Source organism: Rhizobium sp. WSM4643 (genome assembly GCF_025152745.1).
Lineage (GTDB): Bacteria > Pseudomonadota > Alphaproteobacteria > Rhizobiales > Rhizobiaceae > Rhizobium > Rhizobium leguminosarum_I.
Map to the genome: position 1 here is coordinate 179,851 of NZ_CP104040.1, position 18,848 is coordinate 198,698.

Sequence of the window (18,848 nt, forward strand, 5' to 3'; positions counted from 1 at the left end):
TACGCTAAGGGCGCCGTTTTGTTGACATTGCAGCGCGAAAAGGAAATAGTGCCACTCGCCGCCGCAAGGCGGCATTTTTGATTTTTCGGGCCTGGTTTCCTTAGCCGGAGTCATTGCCCGGCAACTTTGATGGAGATCGCGCCATGGCTGAAGCCGCGCCGCTTTATGACACCTATTCTCGTGCCCCGCTGCGGTTCGAGCGAGGTGAGGGCGTATGGCTGATCACCGAAAGCGGCGAGCGATATCTCGATTTCGGCGCCGGCGTCGCCGTCACCTCCGTCGGCCACAGCAATCCGCATGTTGTCGGCGCGCTGAAGGAGCAGGCCGACAAGGTTTGGCACCTGTCGAACATCTATGAGATCCCCGGCCAGGAGCGTCTGGCAAAACGGCTGACGGACGCCACCTTCGCCGACAAGGTGTTCTTCACCAATTCGGGCGCCGAGGCGCTCGAATGCGCGATCAAGACGGCGCGCCGCTATCAGTTTTCCAAGGGTCATCCCGAGCGCTTCCATATCATCACGTTCGAAGGCGCCTTCCACGGACGGACGCTGGCGACGATCGCCGCCGGCGGCCAGGAAAAATATCTGGAAGGCTTCGGCCCGAAGGCGCCGGGTTTCGATCAGGTTGCTTTCGGCGACATCGAAGCGGTTCGCGCCGCGATCACCGATGCTACGGCCGCCATCCTCATCGAGCCGGTGCAGGGCGAGGGCGGCGTGCGCCCTGCCACCAACGAGTTCATGAAGGCGCTTCGCCAGCTCTGCGACGAGAACGGCCTGCTGTTGATCCTCGACGAGGTCCAGACCGGCGTCGGCCGCACCGGCAAGCTCTTCGCCCATGAATGGTCGGGTATCACGCCCGATATCATGGCTGTCGCCAAGGGCATCGGCGGCGGGTTCCCGCTCGGCGCCTGCCTTGCCACGTCGGAGGCCGCCTCCGGCATGAAGGCCGGCACGCATGGCTCGACCTATGGCGGCAATCCGCTTGCCATGGCCGTCGGCAGCGCCGTGCTCGACATCATCCTTGCCGATGGCTTCCTCCAGCATGTGCGCGACGTAGCGCTTGTCTTCCGCCAGGGCCTCGCTTCGCTGAAGGATCGTTATCCCGATGTGATCGAGGATATCAGAGGCGAGGGCCTTTTGCTCGGCATCAAGGCCGCCGTTCCCTCAGCCGAACTGCTGCAGGCGATCCGCGCCGCCCATCTGCTCGGCGTGCCTGCCGGCGACAACGTCATCCGCCTTCTTCCGCCGCTCGTGGTCACTGCCGAGGAAGCCCGCGAGGGTCTGGCCCGCGTCGAGCGCGCCGCCGAGAGCATTCGCGCCTCCAAGGTCAAGAAGACGGCTTGAAGAGATTGCCGCCTTCGGGCGCAGCACAGGTAAGAAGACATGAGCCCTAAACATTTCCTAGATCTTTCGGCGGTCACATCAGCCGATCTCAGAACCATCATGAACGATGCGCTTTCCCGCAAGCAGGCGTTCAAGGCAGGCCAGGGTGATAAGCCGCTCGCCGGCAAGATGCTGGCGATGATCTTCGAGAAGCCGTCGACGCGCACCCGCGTCTCCTTCGACGTCGGCATGCGCCAGCTCGGCGGCGAAACACTCTTTCTGTCCGGCACCGAGATGCAGCTTGGCCGCGCCGAGACGATCGGCGACACCGCCAAGGTGCTGTCGCGCTATGTCGATGCGATCATGATCCGCACCACCGAGCATTCGCGGCTGGTCGAGCTCGCCGAGCACGCGACCGTGCCTGTGATCAATGCGCTGACGGATGACACCCATCCCTGCCAGATCATGGCCGATATCATGACCTTCGAAGAGCACCGCGGCCCGATCAAGGGCAAGACCATCGCCTGGACCGGCGACGGCAACAATGTGCTGCATTCGCTGGTCGAGGGTGCCGCGCGCTTCGGCTACCGCATGAACATGGCCGTACCCCTTGGCTCGGAGCCAAAGGATCACTATCTGAACTGGGCCCGCAATGAGGGCGCCGAAATCATGCTTTGCCATGATGCCGACCGTGCGGTCGCCGGCGTCGATTGCGTGGTGACCGATACCTGGGTCTCCATGAATCAGGAACATCGGGCCCGGGGTCACAATGTCTTCCAGCCTTATCAGGTCAACGCGGCCTTGATGGCCAAAGCCGGCAATGATGCATTGTTCATGCATTGCCTGCCCGCCCATCGCGGTGAGGAAGTGACGGACGAAGTGATCGACGGTCCGCAATCCGTGGTCTTCGATGAGGCGGAAAACCGTCTTCATGCGCAGAAGTCGATTCTTGCTTGGTGCCTGGGCGCGATCTGAACCATAATCGGACGTCGCGAGTCACAAACTCGCGACCGCGCGAGCGGCGGGCACGCTGGCCCATCGCTCTGGAAAGTAGGAGTGAAAAGCCATGGCAGAAGCTGCAGCCGCCCTCGGCCAGTTTGATTTCGCCGGCGATGACCATGTCGTCCCCTTCCAGGTGGAGGGGCTGGATGTGCGTGGTCGCGCCGTCCAGCTCGGCCCGATGCTCGATGCGATCCTCGAGCGCCATCATTATCCCGCACCCGTTGCTCGGCTGCTTGCCGAAGTCGTCGTGCTGACGGTGCTGCTCGGCACCTCGCTGAAGTTCGACGGTAAGTTCACGGTGCAGACCAAGGGCGACGGCCCGGTCGATCTTCTCGTCGCCGATTTCTCGACGCCGGAAAATGTCCGCGCCTATGCCCGTTTCGATCGGGCGCTGCTCAACAAGGCGATCGAGTCAGGCGAAACCGAGCCGGAGCAATTGCTCGGCAGGGGCGTGCTCGCCTTTACCATCGACCAGGGCAAGTTCAGCCAGCCCTATCAGGGCATCGTTCCGCTCGACGGCACGACGCTTGAAGAAATTGCCGGCGTCTATTTCCGCCAGTCGGAGCAGATCCCGACGCGCGTCCGCCTTGCCGCGGCCGAGCTCTTCGATCGTGACGATGCCGGCAAGCCGCGCCATCGCTGGCGGGCAGGCGGCCTCGTCGCCCAATTCCTGCCGGAAGCGCCGGAGCGGATGCGCCAGCCGGATCTCCACGGCGGCGACGGCGACACCGGCAGCCGCCCGCACGGCGAGGACGACGCCTGGCTCGAAGCGCGTTCGCTGGTCGAGACCATCGATGCCGATGAACTCACCGATCCGCTTGTCGGTACCGAGCGGCTGCTGTTTCGCCTGTTCCACGAGCGTGGCGTCCGCGTCTACGAACCGCGCGCCGTCTTCGACCGCTGCAGCTGCTCGCGCGACAAGATCAAGGGCGTGCTGAAGGGCTTTTCGGCCGAGGAGATCGAAGCCAGCCAGGAAAACGGCGAAATCGCCGTAACCTGCGAATTCTGCTCGACCACCTACCGCTTCGAGCCGGCCGAGCTTCAGCCGGCCGAATAGGCTTGATTCGCGCGAATGGTGCCCCAAGTCCCTTCTCCCCAGCGGGGAGAAGGTGCCCGTAGGGCGGATGAGCATCTGTGTTTGGTGTCAAGGTGGATTTGGTGTCCAGATGCGGTTTTTGGTGATGAGGGTGTTTGCCAGGACGATGAGCTTTCTCATGACGGCGACGAGGACGACCTTATTGGGTTTTCCGACTTTCTTCAGCCTTGCGGCGAAGCGTGCGAGGTCCGGGTTGTGACGGGAGGCGGACAGGGCGGCCATGTAGATGGCGTTCCTGGGTGCTGGGCGTCCGCCCCTGATGGAGCGATGTCCGGCCCGCTCGCCACTTTCGCAGGCAATCGGCGCAAGACCGGTCAGCATGGCGGCCTGCTTGCCGGAGCAGGCGCCAAGTTCGCAAAGGCCAACGATCAGGCTTGCGGCGGTGACGGCTCCGATGCCGGGAATGGAGATGAGGATGTCGAGGCGGCGGCGCATCTCGGGATCGGCGCAGATGCTGCGCTCGATCTCGGCGTCCAGTCTTGCGATATGGGTGTCGAGCGCGGCAAGCCGGCGCGTCAGTTCCTTGCGCAGGAAGGCGGTCACGGCCGTCTTCATCCGGTTGGACAGGGCGGTGCGTTCACCATTGGCGGCAGATCGGGCATTGACCAGTTCCTGCAGGGTTTCCAGCGCTTGGTCCGGCGGTGGGGTCTGTGCGGGCTTGAGGGCTTCTCCCATGATGGCCAGAAACCGCGCATCGAGCCGATCGGTCTTGGCGAGAAAGCCGCAGGCTTTGGCAAACAGCCGGGCGCGCAGCGGGTCGACGACCGACACGTAAAAGCCATCGGCATGCAGCGAGCGCTGGACGGCGCGATGCCACTTGCCGGTCGCTTCCATGACGATACGCAGCGCCGAGCGCGGCATCTGGTCAAGCGCATCGAGCTCCCGCTTGAGGCGGCGCAGGCCGGCCGTGTCGTTGGTCACCCGAAAACTGCGGCCGAGAGGATGCAGATGAATGTCCAGCCACTCTTTACAGACATCGATGCCGACATAAACTGTCGCCATCGCGGTGCGTTCGGACGATACCTTGCCTTGCATACGGGACCTGCTCCCCACTATCTGTTCAGGACAAACGCGAAGGACGGGCGGACCAGGCTCATCCCCGGTTCACGCCAAGGGGGTTACGGTCCCGCCCGTCCGACCCCTGGGGGATGGCCATCCCCCAGGGGTCGCACCCATCATCAACGGATGCAGTTTGAACATGCAAGGGGGCCACACGGCACATCCTTCACGTAAAACCTATTCCGGTACTCCGGCGGCAACGCCAGTTCCCGCCGCCCTGAACATGGTCGAGACGATGTCATCGCGGCCGAAACCTGCATGGATGTCGTTGGAAAGACCGGCTTCGCCGGCCCCCTCATCCGCCCTACGGGCACCTTCTCCCCGCTGGGGAGAAGAGGGAGTCGAGATGTTGCGGCATCTCCCTTCGCCCCGGGCGTCGAAGACGTCTCAGAAACGTGGCGCTGACGGAAAATGACCTCTCAATTGTTGCGCCTCAGTTAAGCACGCGCAGCAGCCCAGGCGAATCCAGCGAGAAGGCGGGGATGTTGACATCGAACATCTCTCCTTCGTCCGTTTCCATCTGGTAATGGCCGAACATCAGCCCTGAGGGCGTATCGAGCGGGCAGCCGGAAGAATATTCGTAGGTGTCGCCGGGGCCGAGCCGCGGCTGTTCGCCGACAACGCCGGGACCGGTCACCTCGTCCACCTGGCCGTTCTGGTCGGTGATGTTCCAGTAACGATTGACCAGCCGAACGGCTATGTTGGAATTGTTGCTGATGACGATCCGGTAACCCCAGACATAGCGATCGTCTTCCGGATCGGATTGCTCCTCCAGATAGAACGGCTCGACGACGACTTCGATCTCTCTTGTGAGGGCGCGATACATGCCTTGCACCTTAATCAAGATATGTTACCCGTATCTTATAAGAGGCTTTGTCCGTCAAGAAACGGAACAGTTATCATCGCTGAAACGGCTGTGATCCGAAAGGTTTTCGATCGTTAAGCCTAATCGTCAGTGTTAATTCCGCTTCGGAACGCCGCGGCGGACGAACTTGTTCCCCCCGGTCTCACCTTGGTGAGATCTGGCCTCACCTTGGTGAGGACCGGCCGGACCCCGCGTGATATCCGGCCGTTATGACTGCCGATCAGGCCGAGACCTTGGCAAGCGCCCGCGCGAAATCCTCGATCAAGTCGTCGGTATCCTCGATACCGGCCGAAAGGCGGACCGTTCCAGGCGAGATACCGAGTTCGGCGCGCGCCTCTTCCGTCAGGTTCTTGTGCGTCGTCGTCGCCGGATGGGTGATCAGGCTCTTGCTGTCGCCGAGATTGTTGGAAATCTTGACGATCTCGAGCGCATTCTGCAGCGCAAAGGCCGCATCCTTGCCGCCCTTCAGCTCGAAGGCGACCAGCGTCGAGCCGCCGGTCATCTGCTTGGCGATGATATCGGCCTGCGGATGGTCCTTGCGGCCGGGATAGATCACCTTGGCGACCTTGCCTTGCTCGGCCAGGAAATCGGCGATCTTCGCCGCATTCTCGGTCTGCTGGCGCACGCGCAGCGGCAGCGTCTCGATGCCCTTCAACAGCGTCCAGGCATTGAAAGGCGACATCGCCGGGCCGGTATGGCGGAAATAGTCGTGTAGGTTCTCGTCGATCCATTCCTTGTCGGAAAGCACGACGCCGCCGAGGCAGCGGCCCTGGCCGTCAATATGCTTGGTGGCGGAATAGACGACGATATGGGCGCCGAGTTCCAGCGGCTTCTGGAAGAGCGGCGTCGCAAAGACGTTGTCGACGACGACCTTGGCGCCGATCTGGTTGGCGAGCTTGGCGACGCCTGCGATATCGATCACTTCGAGCGTCGGGTTGGTCGGGCTTTCCAGGAAGAACACCTTGGTCTTTGGCGTGATCGCCTTTTCCCAGTTCGCCAGATCCCGGCCGTCGATCAGCGTGCAGTCGATGCCGTATTTCGGCGCCAACGTCTCGACGACCCAGCGGCACGAACCGAAGAGGGCGCGGGCGGCGACGATATGATCGCCTGATTTCAGCTGGCAGAGGATTGCCGCGGTGACGGCGGCCATGCCGGAAGCGGTGGCGCGGGCGTCTTCGGCGCCTTCGAGCATGCACATGCGCTTTTCGAACATGTCGTTGGTCGGGCTGCCGTAGCGGGCGTAGATGAAGCCCTCCGTCTCGCCTTTGAAGCGGGCTTCGGCCGCCTCCGATGTCTCGTAAACGAAGCCTTGGGTGAGATAGATTGCCTCGGACGTCTCGCCATATTGCGAACGCAGCGTGCCACCGTGGACGAGTTGGGTTGCCGGGCGCCAGGTCTTGCTCATGCCATCACCTTCACATAACAAAAAAACCGGTCGCAAAAGCAGACCGGTTTCAACCCGGTCTTTTTAGCCACTTGTTTAACGTGGCTGCAAGCCGACCGGCCAAATCACCACGGGATAATTCTGCAATACTGCTGTTAGCTGCTTGCGTCAATTCCCCGAGTTTGGTTTTGTCGGCGGCAAATGATGGATGAGGCATGATGGCTCGCGAAACGGGAATTCTGGCGGATCGCGCGATCTCCGCGCTGTTCGAAACGGGGCGTCTGATCTCCGAACGGGAGCTGGACCGCGACCAGATCCAGCCGGCAAGCCTCGACCTGCGCTTGGGCGCCAAGGCTTTTCGCGTGCGCGCCAGCTTCATGCCCGGCCCCTCGCACCTGGTTGCCGACAAGCTCGACCGGCTGAGCCTGCATGTGATCGACCTCTCCGAGGGGGCGGTGCTCGAAACCGGCTGCGTCTATATCGTGCCGCTGATGGAGAGCCTGGCCCTGCCGGCCGACATGTCGGCCTCGGCCAATCCGAAGAGCTCGACCGGGCGCCTCGATATCTTCACCCGCGTCATCACCGATTACGCCCAGGAATTCGACAAGATCCCGGCAGGCTATTCCGGCCCGCTCTATCTCGAAATCAGCCCGCGCACCTTCCCGATCGTCGTGCGCCGCGGCTCGCGCCTGTCGCAGATCCGTTTCCGCGTCGGTCAGGCCCTGCTCGGCGAGCCCGAACTGTTGAAGCTGCATGAAAGCGAGACGCTGGTGGCCAGCAAGCTGCCCAACGTATCAGGCGGCGGCATCGCCCTGTCGATCGACCTCGCCGGGGACAAGGACGGCCTGATCGGCTATCGCGGCAAACATCACACCGCCGTCGTCGATGTCGACAAGAAGGCCGAGCACGACCTCTTCGATTTCTGGGAACCGCTCCACAGCCGCGGCCGCAACGAGCTGATCCTCGATCCCGACGAGTTCTATATCCTCGTCTCGCGCGAGGCCGTGCACGTGCCGCCGGATTATGCCGCCGAGATGACTCCGTTCGATCCGCTGGTCGGCGAATTCCGCGTCCATTATGCCGGCTTCTTCGATCCGGGCTTCGGCCACGCGCCTGCCGGCGGACGCGGCAGCCGCGCCGTGCTCGAAGTCCGCAGCCACGAAGTGCCCTTCATCCTCGAAGACGGCCAGATCGTCGGCCGCCTCGTCTACGAACACATGCAGGAAAAGCCCGCAAGCCTCTACGGCTCCGGCCTCGGCTCCAACTACCAGGCCCAGGGCCTCAAACTCTCGAAGCACTTCCGCATCTGAAGCGTTGCGTCAGGCGCGACTTGACAGCGGCCCCTATCTGTTGGAAATCTCGCTTCATCGCGGGTGTAGCTCAATGGTAGAGCAGCAGCTTCCCAAGCTGAATACGAGGGTTCGATTCCCTTCACCCGCTCCAGCTGCCTTTCCAACCATGTCCAGCATCAGCGTGCCTATTGTCTCAGCATATGTACATGGGTTCGACCAACGGTCCTATCGAACCCCACGGTGAGGAGGCGGCCCCTAATCGCGCTGCCATAATTACTCGCGAGGCTCCGAAGACAAAAAGCCGGGTCGCTGGGGCAGATACCAAATCATTTTACAGCAAGTCCTCATTAGAGGAGGCGCCTGCAAGCTTCGAACCATCGTCCGGCTAGGGCCTCCGCAAGGCAATCTTCAAAATTCGGACTAGTAATGAAGCGCCAAGGAAAAAAATAATGCCCAACTGGCTTGTCTTCATCGCCATACTTATCTCTCCGGTAATCGGTCCTATAAGGGTAGCCTTTTGAAGGCTGTTGGAAATGTCGATGCCCCCGAGCACCCACAACGCTTCCCCCATTCCGAAAATCGTCCCCAAGAATCCAACGTATGGCACAAGGTCAACAACTGTTTCGGTAGCACTAATCGCGAAGAGTACTGTCGAGAAACCAAGTATCGAAAGCGAAATTTCGAAAGCGAAGACCAACATGCAAAAGACGCTCAGCACGACAATTAGCTGCTCGACTGGCCCTGAGATCAATCGAAGCCAGTAATAACGGTGTCCCCATGATGTTAAGCCGTTGCAGCTGTCTATCTCATTGGTAGTGGTCAGTGCGATTTCTTGAGCTTCCTCAGCTTTCAAATGGCTCGATTTCTGGCCGGACAATTGAGTAGCTAAAGCAGATAGTTCCGCTCGAAGGGGGCCCTTTGGTCGGTCGAATGACACGCCCATATTATGGGAAAAGAACGCGCCGTAACTTTTGAAACTGACCAGCGGAAAGGTTTTTAGCGGGCCGAAACGTTGTACAGAGTCCAAAAGAAAGGGATTTGGGACGACTTCGAGAATGAGACCGTCTGGTCCAAGTTGGCTTTTGGCGGTCCATACTATGCGGGGAGTGGGCGCACCTACGGACGCCTTGAGTTCGCAACTACCGGCCTCGTAGTCACTCCGTTCTATAAACGTAATATCAGAAGCCGTTACCCAGGTGACTGTCTTAGTGATCGGCCTGATCGACTGGTAGTAGCTCCCCCCGCCGGACGTTGAGTAATAATAAATGAATCCACTTGTGATCCACCAGGCTATTGCGAACAATAAGGGAAAAATAAAGTACCGCAGGCCCGCAATTCGTGCGGATTTCCTCAGGGCAATCTTTATGCGGATCCATAGGTCATGGATACTTTCGGCTGCTTGATTAGCTCCCACAATAAAGCACTCCCAATTGGTCAATTGATGTGTCGACCGAGAAAAGCGCTTCTATTCGTCGCTGGTATCCCGTCGGTGAACCTGAACGGATGAATGTGGTGTTAACCGCATCGAGTGTTTCGATGTTTTTTCTTGCCTCCGATTCGTCGCATAGCTCGAATTCTGTGAGCGTGTGGAGATATTCGTCCTCTATAGTTGCTCTCGCAGGCGGGCCGGGTACGAGCCAGCCTCGTGGCCCCAAAACGAGGATCTCCGCACTTTTGACGCTAGATAGTCCGGCCACATTCCACTGGAGAAAGTTTGAGGGATAATCTCCCGGAAACCCGACGACCTTACGAATTGATGTTAGTCTGCCCGGTGACATTGCGTAGCCAGTGACTGCCTGTCCGTCCTGAGCAGCTATCACGAGGTTGGGCGTACCAGCGTCGTCTTTGAAGAGCGACGCTATACAGAGCGGTCCAAGGTTAAGATTCGCGAAATCGCGCATAATACCAAGCACTTGTGGCTCTATCGTTGATGGATTGAAAGTTGTGGTGGTGGGCCCTGTAGCGTCCGCTGTGGGAATGGGGTCAAAACCGAGGTGGACGCTACAGGACATATCCTTCTCAGCCGCTGTCCAAATTTGTTCTTGGGCGTTTGGAGTCCTTGCGATTGTGATTGGCTCGCAATCGATTGTAATAAGCGGAGGGATCGGCAAGCCTGTGCGCCACGTGTTGTGTTGGGCTAATGTCCACGAGTGAATAACATCGTCGCCAGTTAGGGGCGAGCAGGCCCAGACCGAACTAGTAAATAGTACCATTAATAGTGGTGCTATCAGGAAGCTTAAAATTCGCCTCTGCATGGCCCCCATCTCCTTCTAGGGTCACTCCTGCGCCGACTATAGCGAACTCGATAGATCGGATTTTCATTGGGACCAGTACGACCCGACTGACCTGCGTTGAAGCACTTGCCGCAATCGCAATCCCATCGAAAGTTTCCACCACGGTAAGGTCTTCCTCAGGGATTTCGTCTTCTCCCGCGAAGGCGGTCACGTGAAATTGCACAAGACGTGAGAGATCTATGCTGCTCTTTCCGGTCTTTTCGTAGAACGGAGTCTTGTCGAACGAGATCGAAATCATCCCGTTTGATTTCGATGGTATTGCTGCGTATACCTCCTCGTCAGAAGGCTGAACGTATTGAAGTACGAAGAATACAATCGAAAGCATTATGAAAAAGTCCAACATAATGATTACGAGCGCTCTACTCACTCTGTTTCACTCCTTTTGCCATCTTTGATAGCGCGGAGATTTTCCGTTGTTATGTCAAAACCGGACGTTATTTTGAGTCCAAATCGCCTCAGAGGGTTCTTTACTGGAAGGCGACGGGCGCTATCTTCATACAGCAGCCCTCCTAAGTCGGGTTCATCCATCTGCGACTTGTGATAGTCGGCAACATATGTCCTTTCCAAGTCAACATTCGTCCCGCGCAGCTTTAAGGTCAAAATGACGGGATGTGGGTACTCTAAGTCAGAGTCCTGATGGCTAGAATCTTGATCCAAAGTACAGGGGCATAGAAAGACGGATAAATCAAAAGGTCTCTCTTCGGGCTCTAGTTCGCCGGATATCATAACATTATTATCGACCTGGCCTTTATAGACTGTTGCAGTAAGTCCTTTGGTTGTTTTTACATAAGATCGGAATTCATCCAGGCCCGTCCCCGCAGCGCCGAATAAGTTCCTCAGCATCTTCCCTTCTAAGGAAACTTCCTCCGGCGGCATGTGCGGCGTACTTACGCCGGTCTCGAAGTGATACGGCCACGGGACCCAGGGAAGAGGGCACCCTTGCTTTCCGCCCAGGGAGAGGAGCGCATCTCCAATTTGCACCAGGTCCACGTGGTAAGTCGTATTTTTTGCAGTCGAGATTTGAGAGATGTCGAGAAGCAGCGTTGCCTTTCCAACCCCAGACTTGGCGGACGAGTCGGACATCCCAGCGATAACATACTGGAGCATAAATAGCAGGCATAGAACAATAAATGCCTCTATTAATACCACGTTACCTTTTTTTCCACCGCCCGCCATCTGCGTGCTTCAGTAGCTGCCAGCGGTATATTGTCCAGGCTCAATACTTTCGATAATCGATATCGGAGACTTCTTTCCCGCGAAGTCACCCTCAAACCTTAAGACAACATATCCTGACTTGGTTGTAAGCTCCCATTTATTAGCCGCCGTAAGATCGGTTAACTTCTCGGGAAGCTTCCAGTAGCCGCTTTGTTCAACAACGCCATCTAAAGCAATGCGGATGACTTCTTCCTTCGTGTCTCCACGTACCAAGACGAGCGACTTAGTCGTTCTTGCGAGTAGCAGGTATATGTTTCCACCCGGCGCGCTAGGCTGCGCGAACACGAATTCAGGCTCCTTATATTTTTGCTTAAGGTCGTTGTCGTTTGCCGGCGCAGGGCTCTTAGCCGCCTCGCCTACTTTCGTCGAATCTGCAGAGCTTGCGCTTGGGCCGACTGCGGCAGTTTGGCCATCCTTCCCGGGTCCGCTTCCTTTATTTCCGTCGCCGGAGCCACCTCCGCCACTTCCGGCTACCATTGAAAGGCCAGTTGTTACGAGAGCCCATCCGTCAGCAATGTCGTAGCAAAATACAAGTACAAGCCCTGCCGCAACGAGGGCCAACCCAGCGACAAGAGCCCAGCTGTTTACGGCCTCCTTTGCTCCCTCTTCCTGCTTCTTCTGCTTTTGAGCGTCCTCTTTTTCCTTTTCTTTCTCTTTTTTTATTCTGTCGTGATCTTCCTTGCTAATCTTACTGTTTTTGAACTGTTCCTCGTTTGTTTTTAAGGCTTGATCGGCGTCCACAATCGTTTTGTCGAGAGCGGCAATATTCTGCTCAATCTTTGCTTTGGTCGCATCGTACTCAGCATAGCAGGCTTGGGCATCTTGAGAGGCCTTTAGCTCTTCGGGCGCGGCTCCCTCGAGCTTGGTTGATGCCGTCGTGGTGCTATCAATTGCCTTGTTAGCGGCGTCGGCCTGAACGGATATTACGGCTTCGCATCTCGTCCAAAATTCTGTTGGGAATATAGACTTGTATTGGCCTCTAGCAACACGATCACGTAGCTGGGCTAAGCTCTCCCTGCTTCGACTGAGGTTCTTCCGAGCCTGTTCAAGTTGTGCCCTTTTTTCACTGTTACTCAAAGGTGGCATAGGCTTCCCTTCGGCGCCAGCGGAGGCCTCCGGAGTAACCGTATTAAGGAGAGTCAAAATATCATTGACGACAGGATCTCCAACGTCGAATCCCTGCATAAACTCAGCAAGCTGGAGTTGAAACTTTTCGCCGATAAACAATTTGAAAAACGCGTTGTCCTGAGTCTGCGGATGGGCTGTCGAGGTCAGAATAAATATGAAGGCAATAGTTGCTGACGCCAATTTCTTCGTATTCCAGGGCATGACTAGTCTCCACAAAAAAATACGAGTTTAAGGTGTGCAACCTTAACTCGACAGAAAGAATTTTCAACGAGAATCCTCTAACCAATTATAGTTATATTATATAGTATTACGTCTTAGAGATGTAATGAGTGAGACAAAGTTCTTATTTGTTCGGGGGGCGCTGGAGCGAACTCAAAACTGGATAAACTTGGGGGCAGGGTCAGTATTGCCGATGCGCGATGATCAGGCTTCGGTCTTGCTGGATGATGTAGGTTTTCTCCACCTGGCGGCCGTACTGGTCGATGAAATCATGCGGGAAGGCGGAACCAACCGGCGATTTGGTGAGTTTGGTGCGCGGCTGGCCACTATAAGTGATGCTTCCGGGGTATGGGTTCGAGGCCCCGGCCGGCCGTTCGCCGCCTTTTGAAGGCGCTTCGCGATCTTTTATGAAAAGGGTTGCGCGCAGGAATCGGCGCCTACAAGGATACAGATGGCGCCTCGGCCGCGCGCAACCCCTAGCTTCGCCTTTATCTGGTCTTACTGACGCTCGTCTCAATTCCCCCCAATTGAGAACTCACGTAGTCGCCATGGCGAAGCTTTGCGAATTCGTCGGTGGCTTGTGCCGGTGCGCTCTTGAAAACGTACCATTGACCGTCCGGTTCGCGTTTCTGATAGATCAGGCCGCCCTTCTTGCGGTGGCTGAAGCAGGTGATTGCCGTCGCCGTTCCGGTCTTGGCGTGCCAGTCGGCGTTGAAGCAGAGTTTACCCGGTTCCGTGATGAACCAGCGGCCCGTGCCGAAGGACGGCGAGCCATTTTCCCGAGACCAGGCGGTAAAGCGACGCGCCTTTGTGGAGAAGTAGCCGGCGCCGGCTTTCCACATCCAGGAATTCTGGTCGTAGAGCCGATAGATTTCCGCGCTGCTCATCGGCTTTGCGGTCTCTATCCCCTTCGGCTCATTGGTTCCGGCAGCGGACGCGGCCGTGGCGATACCGCTGGTCAGGGCCACGGCCAGGAGCATTTTTTGAAGCATGGACACGGTCAGGTTCCTTCTTGTTCAATTGATGCTTTCGCGGACGACCCGCCAGTCGGGGCGGCCATAGCCGTCCGGCCACGGATAGACTTCGCGGTCGTTGAAGTAGATAACGGCGCTGAGCGCCGGGAACTGGGGATAGCGTTTCGTTACGCTCTCGGCCCAGTTTCGCACGTAGGAATCGCTGCCTTCGTAGCCGAGTTCGGCAACCATGATGGGCTTGCCGTAACCGGCGACACGGGCGTATCCGGGCGCAAGGTGCTCGGCAAACGTCTGGTCACGGCCAGTCTTGTCCCTGTCGTATTGCTCCAGGCCAAAGACCGAGAGCCCGATGAGATCGACGACATCGTTGCCGGGATAAAAGGCTTGAAGCCCCTCATTGCCCTTCGGTGACCACATGTACTTGGCCGTCTTCAGGTGGTCTTTGCAGACCTCCACCATCCGGCGATAGGCCTTGGCATAATCGGCGCCCTGCCAATGCGACCAGGAGAACTGGCTGTCGGTTTCGTCCATTTCCTGTCCCCAGCGAATGATGACCGGACTTTTCAGCGTGGCAGCAGTCGAGCAGACGGCGGCCATATTCGCATCGCGCGAACCGTCCAGGATGCTGTGCAGCAGTTCCTGCGGGGTTTGGCGCCAATCGCTCGACCAGGTCCAGGGCTCGACCGAGATCAGCAGGGTGCGGCCACGCGCTTGCGCATAATCGTCGGCGAGGGCGAGGGTGCGCAGATCGACATCTTCCCAGGGCAGGAAGAGGTGTTCGATCTTCGAATCGGACGAGGCGCCTAAATCTCCGTGCGGGTCATAGGCGCCGAACGTGATCGACTCCTTCGTGACAACAGGCATTTTGGTCGGCGGCGCAATGGACGATGTCGTCATTGCAAGCGGCTTCCCTTCGGCAAAGCTGCCCAGAGCGGGCGGCAGGACCGCGACTCCCGACAGCAGCAGGCCGGTTAACGACAATAGGGCTATTTTGGATGGGCTATGCATTGTGTAATTCCTCCACGCTCGGCCGCAACTCCGGTTGAGCGGCATCCGTTCTCAGTTGGATCTCCTCCGGAGCGGAAATCCATCGTGGTTTGAAGAAGATCGTGCGCAGGGCGGTCCCGCCCAGGCCCGCACCGGAGACGGCATAGCGCTCTTCGAACAGCTGAAGGCGGCCGCTGCCCCAGGCGAGTGCCTCGGCCGCGTCCTTTCCGCGCATGATGGTTGCAACCCCCGGCAGCGCGACGAGCGCAAGAAGCACGGTCGCCATCGCCGGACGGTAGAAACGCGGGGCCGCCGCAACCGTATTTTCCTTCGAATGGCGCCCGACGATGACCAACAGCAGCGCGCAGTAGATTGCCGCGTTCAGGATGGTGAAGAAGTAACCCCCCTTGGAGGCGCCGGCATGGCCGATTGCCAGGGCGGGCAATACGGCGATGAGCGCCAGCACAGCGTAAGGCGCCAGGACACGCACCGGCAGCAGATCGACTTCGGACCGCCCTTTCGGCGTGACGCGGAAATCGACGAAGGAGCCTGTCACAAAATCGTGCACCGCAGCCAGCGTGCCGGCGAGCGCCCAGGGCCAGCGCGCAAAGAGAAAGAGCATGCATTCCCAACTCAGGATCTTGGCGTCGTAGGGGCGGAACGAGCTGCTGGCGCGCCAGCGATAAGCCATCACCACGAGAGCGATAGAAAGCGGTGCGAAATGCGCCAGGAAATCGGGATAGGTCACCGTCACGAAGTTCTGGCCGCGCACGAGCGCGATGATCGGCAACGCAAACATGAGCAACATGAAGAACGCAAAAAGCGGATACCAGAGTTGCGAAAAGAGGAACTGGAACTTGAGCCGGGGCGGCAGCCGGCCGACGAGGCTCGGCGAGTACCGCAACAGCACCATGACCAGGCTGCGCGACCACTGGAATTCCTGCGTCACGAGATCGCTGAAGGTTCTCGGGCCGTCACCATGGGCGATGGCATCCAACGCATGCACACCCCGCCAGCCGCCGGCATTCATCATCAATGTCGTCGAATGGTCTTCAGCCAACTCCGGACCGAGGCCGCCGATCTGTTGGAGGGCGACGGTACGCACTGCGTAATGCGACCCTATGCACAGCGGCGCCAGGCCGCCATTGTAACCGGCTTGGAGCGAGCCATGCATGCTGGCTTCGGCATAGAGCCTTCCACGTGCCGACCAGCTTTCGGAAGCGTTCTTGTCGCAAATGCTGGGGGCTGAGACATAGCCGACCTCTGGATCGGAGAACGGACGCAGCATGTGGAAGAGATAGTCGGGCGCGGGAACATGATCCGCATCGAGTTGCGCCACGAAATCGTAGCGGCTGTAGCCGTAGTGGTCGTAGAAGAAGGCGAGGTTGCCTTCCTTGCACCGCGTGCGTCGGGGCCACGACGTCCGATGATAATCGGATCGCCCCTTGCGGGTTGAGACGAGGACCCCGTGCCCGGAGCACCAGTCGAGAGTCTCGGGGGAAGGGTCTTCGTCGGCAAGCCAGGTGTCGTGTTCCACCTCCTGGGCAAGCATTGCCAGCAGGGTTTCACGGACGACCGCGAAGGGTTCCGCCGGCGCCTTGGTCACGACCATGGCCACTCGACTGCCCGCCGGCAGGCGCAAGGGACCGTTCGGTCTTGCCGCCCGATAGAAGACGACGATGAAATAGGCCGGCAGAGCGGTAACCCAGGCAAGAACGAGGCTCACCGTAATCGTGCCGAAGAGATCGACGTGATGGCGCGGCTCCAGCCACCAGATCCAGAAATAGGCGAAGGCGCAGGCCCATACGGCCGTCAAGAACAGATATTCGGCCCGCCGATGTCCTGTGAGAACCGGGACAAGAAACGGCTCGTGCGAGGGTTCCGGAGCATGCGTCGCTTGGCTAATCGCAAGTTCGGTCACGCGCGCGCCTCCAGTCCGAAGAACGGAGCCGCCGTCCGCACGATGGTTTCGAGGTCGGAATATCGAGGCTGGAAGCAGAGCGTCTCGCGGGCCAGGCTGGCGTCGGCGTAGAGGCTGGCCGGATCGCCCGGCCGGCGTGGATGGATGACGACCGGGACTTCGCACCCGGTCGTTTCCTCGATCACGCGCAGGACGTCCCTGATGGAAAAACCCCGCCCGGTGCCGAGGTTGACAGTGAGGTTTGCTCCGCCTTTGGCAAGATGAGTGAAGGCCTGAACATGGGCGCGCGCGAGATCGGCGACGTGGATATAGTCCCTTATGCAGGTGCCGTCAGGGGTATCGTAATCATCGCCGAATATCTCCAGGTGCGGAATCCGGCCGGCCGCGGCCAGCAGCGCCCGCGGAATGAGATGGGTTTCCGGAACGTGCCATTCGCCAAGCTCGCCGTCCGGATCGGCTCCACAGGCATTGAAGTAACGCAGGGCAACATACCGCAGGCCGTAGGCCGCCGCATAATCGGCGAGCATATGCTCGAACATCAGCTTGGTCTTGCCGTAGGGATTGATCGGAGCCTTCGGCAACGTCTCGTTGATCGGCAGCACGGAGGGGACGCCGTAGACGGCACAGCTCGATGAGAAGATGACGTTCTGAAGCCCCGTCTGCCGGCAGGCATCGATAAGCGACAATGCACCGCAGACATTGTTGTTGTAATATTTCGCTGGGTTTTCCACCGACTCGCCCACGTAGGCCGAGGCGGCAAAGTGGATAACGGCATCGGGAGCATATTTCTCGATGACCTCGATCAGGCATGACGAGTCGAGGACGTCACCTTCGACGAAGGGCCCCCAGCGCACGGACGAACGGTTTCCGGTCGTGAGATTGTCGTAGACGACAGGCTCAATCCCCTCCGAGCGGAGGAGCTTGGCGGTGTGGCTGCCGATATAGCCGGCACCACCCGTGACAAGGACCCGGGGCGCATCCATCAGACCGCCTCCAGTTCGCGTGCCGGACGGGTGAGAAGGCCATCGAAATAGTCGATCGTCTGACGCAGGCCGCTCGACAAGTCGATCTTCGGCCGCCAGTCGAGTTCCTGCATGGCAAGCGAAATATCGGGGCGACGCTGACGGGGGTCGTCAACCGGCAGAGCGCGGTGGATGATTTGCGACCGCGAGCCGGTCAATCCGATCACCTGCTCGGCCAGCTCCCGGATCGTGAATTCGCCCGGATTGCCGAGATTGACAGGCCCCGTCAGCGACGACGGTGAGGCCATCATGCGGACCATGCCGCCGATGAGATCATCGACGAAACAGAACGAGCGGGTCTGCGAACCGTCGCCATATATCGTGATGTCCTGCCCCGTCAGGGCCTGAACGATGAAATTCGAGACGACGCGGCCGTCGTCCGGACGCATCCGCGGGCCATAGGTGTTGAAGATGCGGATGATCTTGATCTCGACGCCGTGCGTCTTGTGGAAGTCGAAGAACAGCGTCTCTGCGCACCGCTTGCCCTCGTCGTAGCAGGAGCGCGGCCCGAACGAATTGACGTTGCCCCAGTAGCTTTCGACTTGCGGGTGGACGTTCGGGTCGCCGTAGACTTCGGAGGTGGATGCCTGAAGGATGCGTGCGCCGGTGCGCGCGGCCAGCTCCAGAAGGTTGAGGGAGCCCAGCACGCAGGTCTTTGTCGTATGGATCGGATCGGCCTGATAATGCGGGGGCGATGCCGGGCAGGCGAGATTATAGATCTCGTCGACTTCCAGATCGAGCGGCTGGACGATATCGTGGGCGACGACATTGAAGCGATCGACCCGCTTCAGATGGACGATATTGCGCCGCATGCCTGTGGAAAAGTTGTCGAGGCAGATCACCTGGTGTCCGGCGGCCAAAAGCGTCTCGCACAGATGTGATCCGAGGAAGCCTGCGCCGCCGGTGACAAGAACTCTCTTGGGAGCACGAGATATTCCGGATGAATTATTTGCATCACCAGCCGAAGTTTGCACAGAGCGCGCACGAATCTTACCAAGATAGTTCACGACTACCTCCCGTGTTTTCAGGTTTTGCTATGGGATATTCGGTATGTACTTCGCTATACCG

At 58.9% G+C, this 18,848-nt stretch carries 16 protein-coding genes, 1 tRNA gene, 1 pseudogene and 1 riboswitch; of the genes and pseudogenes, 5 read left to right on the forward strand and 13 right to left on the reverse strand.

Translation table 11 applies throughout. The features are described 5' to 3' along the window. The first annotated feature begins 143 nt into the window (after nucleotides 1–143). The 3 genes from N1937_RS00910 (at nucleotide 144) to N1937_RS00920 (ending at nucleotide 3,381) form a co-directional block, all read left to right on the forward strand. Nucleotides 144–1,343: an aspartate aminotransferase family protein gene (locus tag N1937_RS00910; protein WP_170258934.1), complete on the forward strand. Its 1,200-nt coding sequence runs from the start codon at nucleotides 144–146 to the stop codon at nucleotides 1,341–1,343. A 39-nt stretch (nucleotides 1,344–1,382) separates the two neighbouring features. Then, complete coding sequence (gene argF, locus N1937_RS00915; protein WP_017966875.1) at nucleotides 1,383–2,297, forward strand: ornithine carbamoyltransferase; 915 nt, start codon at nucleotides 1,383–1,385, stop codon at nucleotides 2,295–2,297. 91 nt (nucleotides 2,298–2,388) lie between these two features. Beyond that, nucleotides 2,389–3,381 carry an Hsp33 family molecular chaperone gene (locus tag N1937_RS00920; protein ID WP_017966876.1) on the forward strand — a complete coding sequence of 331 codons (993 nt, stop codon included), beginning with the start codon at nucleotides 2,389–2,391 and terminating at the stop codon, nucleotides 3,379–3,381. A gap of 87 nt (nucleotides 3,382–3,468) precedes the next feature. Here N1937_RS00920 and N1937_RS00925 read toward each other — a convergent pair whose 3' ends face one another. The 3 genes from N1937_RS00925 to N1937_RS00935 form a co-directional block, all read right to left on the reverse strand. Next, complete coding sequence (locus N1937_RS00925; protein ID WP_260057223.1) at nucleotides 3,469–4,455, reverse strand: IS110 family transposase; 987 nt, start codon at nucleotides 4,453–4,455, stop codon at nucleotides 3,469–3,471. Between the two features lie 457 nt (nucleotides 4,456–4,912). Then, complete coding sequence (gene apaG, locus N1937_RS00930) at nucleotides 4,913–5,305, reverse strand: Co2+/Mg2+ efflux protein ApaG (RefSeq protein ID WP_020486188.1); 393 nt, start codon at nucleotides 5,303–5,305, stop codon at nucleotides 4,913–4,915. A 259-nt stretch (nucleotides 5,306–5,564) separates the two neighbouring features. Beyond that, complete coding sequence (locus N1937_RS00935; RefSeq protein WP_017966878.1) at nucleotides 5,565–6,749, reverse strand: O-succinylhomoserine sulfhydrylase; 1,185 nt, start codon at nucleotides 6,747–6,749, stop codon at nucleotides 5,565–5,567. A 42-nt stretch (nucleotides 6,750–6,791) separates the two neighbouring features. Then, nucleotides 6,792–6,870, reverse strand: a riboswitch (SAM riboswitch). A gap of 73 nt (nucleotides 6,871–6,943) precedes the next feature. Here N1937_RS00935 and N1937_RS00940 point away from each other — a divergent pair. Both N1937_RS00940 and N1937_RS00945 read left to right on the forward strand, forming a co-directional pair. After that, nucleotides 6,944–8,038 (forward strand): 2'-deoxycytidine 5'-triphosphate deaminase, encoded by a 1,095-nt coding sequence (locus N1937_RS00940; protein ID WP_017966879.1) that lies wholly within the window; start codon nucleotides 6,944–6,946, stop codon nucleotides 8,036–8,038. Between the two features lie 59 nt (nucleotides 8,039–8,097). Continuing rightward, nucleotides 8,098–8,171: transfer RNA gene (locus N1937_RS00945), tRNA-Gly, on the forward strand. Between the two features lie 234 nt (nucleotides 8,172–8,405). Here N1937_RS00945 and N1937_RS00950 read toward each other — a convergent pair. The 10 genes and pseudogenes from N1937_RS00950 to N1937_RS00995 form a co-directional block, all read right to left on the reverse strand. Beyond that, a complete protein-coding gene (locus N1937_RS00950) occupies nucleotides 8,406–9,458 on the reverse strand; it encodes a MotA/TolQ/ExbB proton channel family protein (RefSeq protein ID WP_260057224.1) in 1,053 nt (350 codons plus the stop codon). A 758-nt stretch (nucleotides 9,459–10,216) separates the two neighbouring features. Continuing rightward, the gene (locus N1937_RS00955; protein WP_260057225.1) at nucleotides 10,217–10,681 is read right to left on the reverse strand and encodes a hypothetical protein; all 465 of its coding nucleotides are present in this window, start codon (nucleotides 10,679–10,681) and stop codon (nucleotides 10,217–10,219) included. Next, nucleotides 10,678–11,490, reverse strand: coding sequence for a hypothetical protein (locus N1937_RS00960; RefSeq protein WP_260057226.1), 813 nt, complete (start codon nucleotides 11,488–11,490; stop codon nucleotides 10,678–10,680). The genes N1937_RS00955 and N1937_RS00960 overlap by 4 nt, the downstream gene beginning before the upstream one ends. Before the next feature lie 9 nt (nucleotides 11,491–11,499). After that, entirely contained in the window at nucleotides 11,500–12,858 is a 1,359-nt protein-coding gene (locus tag N1937_RS00965; protein WP_260057227.1) for a hypothetical protein, read from the reverse strand. Nucleotides 12,859–13,057: 199 nt separating this feature from the next. Further along, nucleotides 13,058–13,247, reverse strand: a pseudogene (locus N1937_RS31480) (hypothetical protein); the annotation flags it as partial. Between the two features lie 117 nt (nucleotides 13,248–13,364). After that, complete coding sequence (locus N1937_RS00975) at nucleotides 13,365–13,874, reverse strand: DUF995 domain-containing protein (RefSeq protein ID WP_260057228.1); 510 nt, start codon at nucleotides 13,872–13,874, stop codon at nucleotides 13,365–13,367. Between the two features lie 18 nt (nucleotides 13,875–13,892). Continuing rightward, nucleotides 13,893–14,831: a glycoside hydrolase family 26 protein gene (locus N1937_RS00980; RefSeq protein ID WP_260059035.1), complete on the reverse strand. Its 939-nt coding sequence runs from the start codon at nucleotides 14,829–14,831 to the stop codon at nucleotides 13,893–13,895. Between the two features lie 19 nt (nucleotides 14,832–14,850). Beyond that, a complete protein-coding gene (locus N1937_RS00985; RefSeq protein WP_260057229.1) occupies nucleotides 14,851–16,758 on the reverse strand; it encodes a glycosyltransferase family 2 protein in 1,908 nt (635 codons plus the stop codon). Then, entirely contained in the window at nucleotides 16,755–17,741 is a 987-nt protein-coding gene (gene galE, locus N1937_RS00990) for a UDP-glucose 4-epimerase GalE (protein WP_222296570.1), read from the reverse strand. Before galE ends, N1937_RS00985 begins: the two co-directional genes overlap by 4 nt. After that, entirely contained in the window at nucleotides 17,741–18,787 is a 1,047-nt protein-coding gene (locus N1937_RS00995; RefSeq protein ID WP_260057230.1) for a UDP-glucuronic acid decarboxylase family protein, read from the reverse strand. The genes galE and N1937_RS00995 overlap by 1 nt, the downstream gene beginning before the upstream one ends. Nucleotides 18,788–18,848: the final 61 nt, after the last annotated feature.

Bases quoted from the DNA above. Each gene is read 5' to 3' on its own strand.
- N1937_RS00960 (WP_260057226.1), bottom strand. From the start codon at position 11,490: ATGGCGGGCGGTGGAAAAAAAGGTAACGTGGTATTAATAGAGGCATTT.
- N1937_RS00920 (WP_017966876.1), top strand. From the start codon at position 2,389: ATGGCAGAAGCTGCAGCCGCCCTCGGCCAGTTTGATTTCGCCGGCGAT.
- N1937_RS00940 (WP_017966879.1), top strand. From the start codon at position 6,944: ATGATGGCTCGCGAAACGGGAATTCTGGCGGATCGCGCGATCTCCGCG.
- N1937_RS00925 (WP_260057223.1), bottom strand. From the start codon at position 4,455: ATGCAAGGCAAGGTATCGTCCGAACGCACCGCGATGGCGACAGTTTAT.
- apaG (WP_020486188.1), bottom strand. From the start codon at position 5,305: ATGTATCGCGCCCTCACAAGAGAGATCGAAGTCGTCGTCGAGCCGTTC.
- N1937_RS00935 (WP_017966878.1), bottom strand. From the start codon at position 6,749: ATGAGCAAGACCTGGCGCCCGGCAACCCAACTCGTCCACGGTGGCACG.
- N1937_RS00965 (WP_260057227.1), bottom strand. From the start codon at position 12,858: ATGCCCTGGAATACGAAGAAATTGGCGTCAGCAACTATTGCCTTCATA.
- N1937_RS00910 (WP_170258934.1), top strand. From the start codon at position 144: ATGGCTGAAGCCGCGCCGCTTTATGACACCTATTCTCGTGCCCCGCTG.
- argF (WP_017966875.1), top strand. From the start codon at position 1,383: ATGAGCCCTAAACATTTCCTAGATCTTTCGGCGGTCACATCAGCCGAT.
- galE (WP_222296570.1), bottom strand. From the start codon at position 17,741: ATGGATGCGCCCCGGGTCCTTGTCACGGGTGGTGCCGGCTATATCGGC.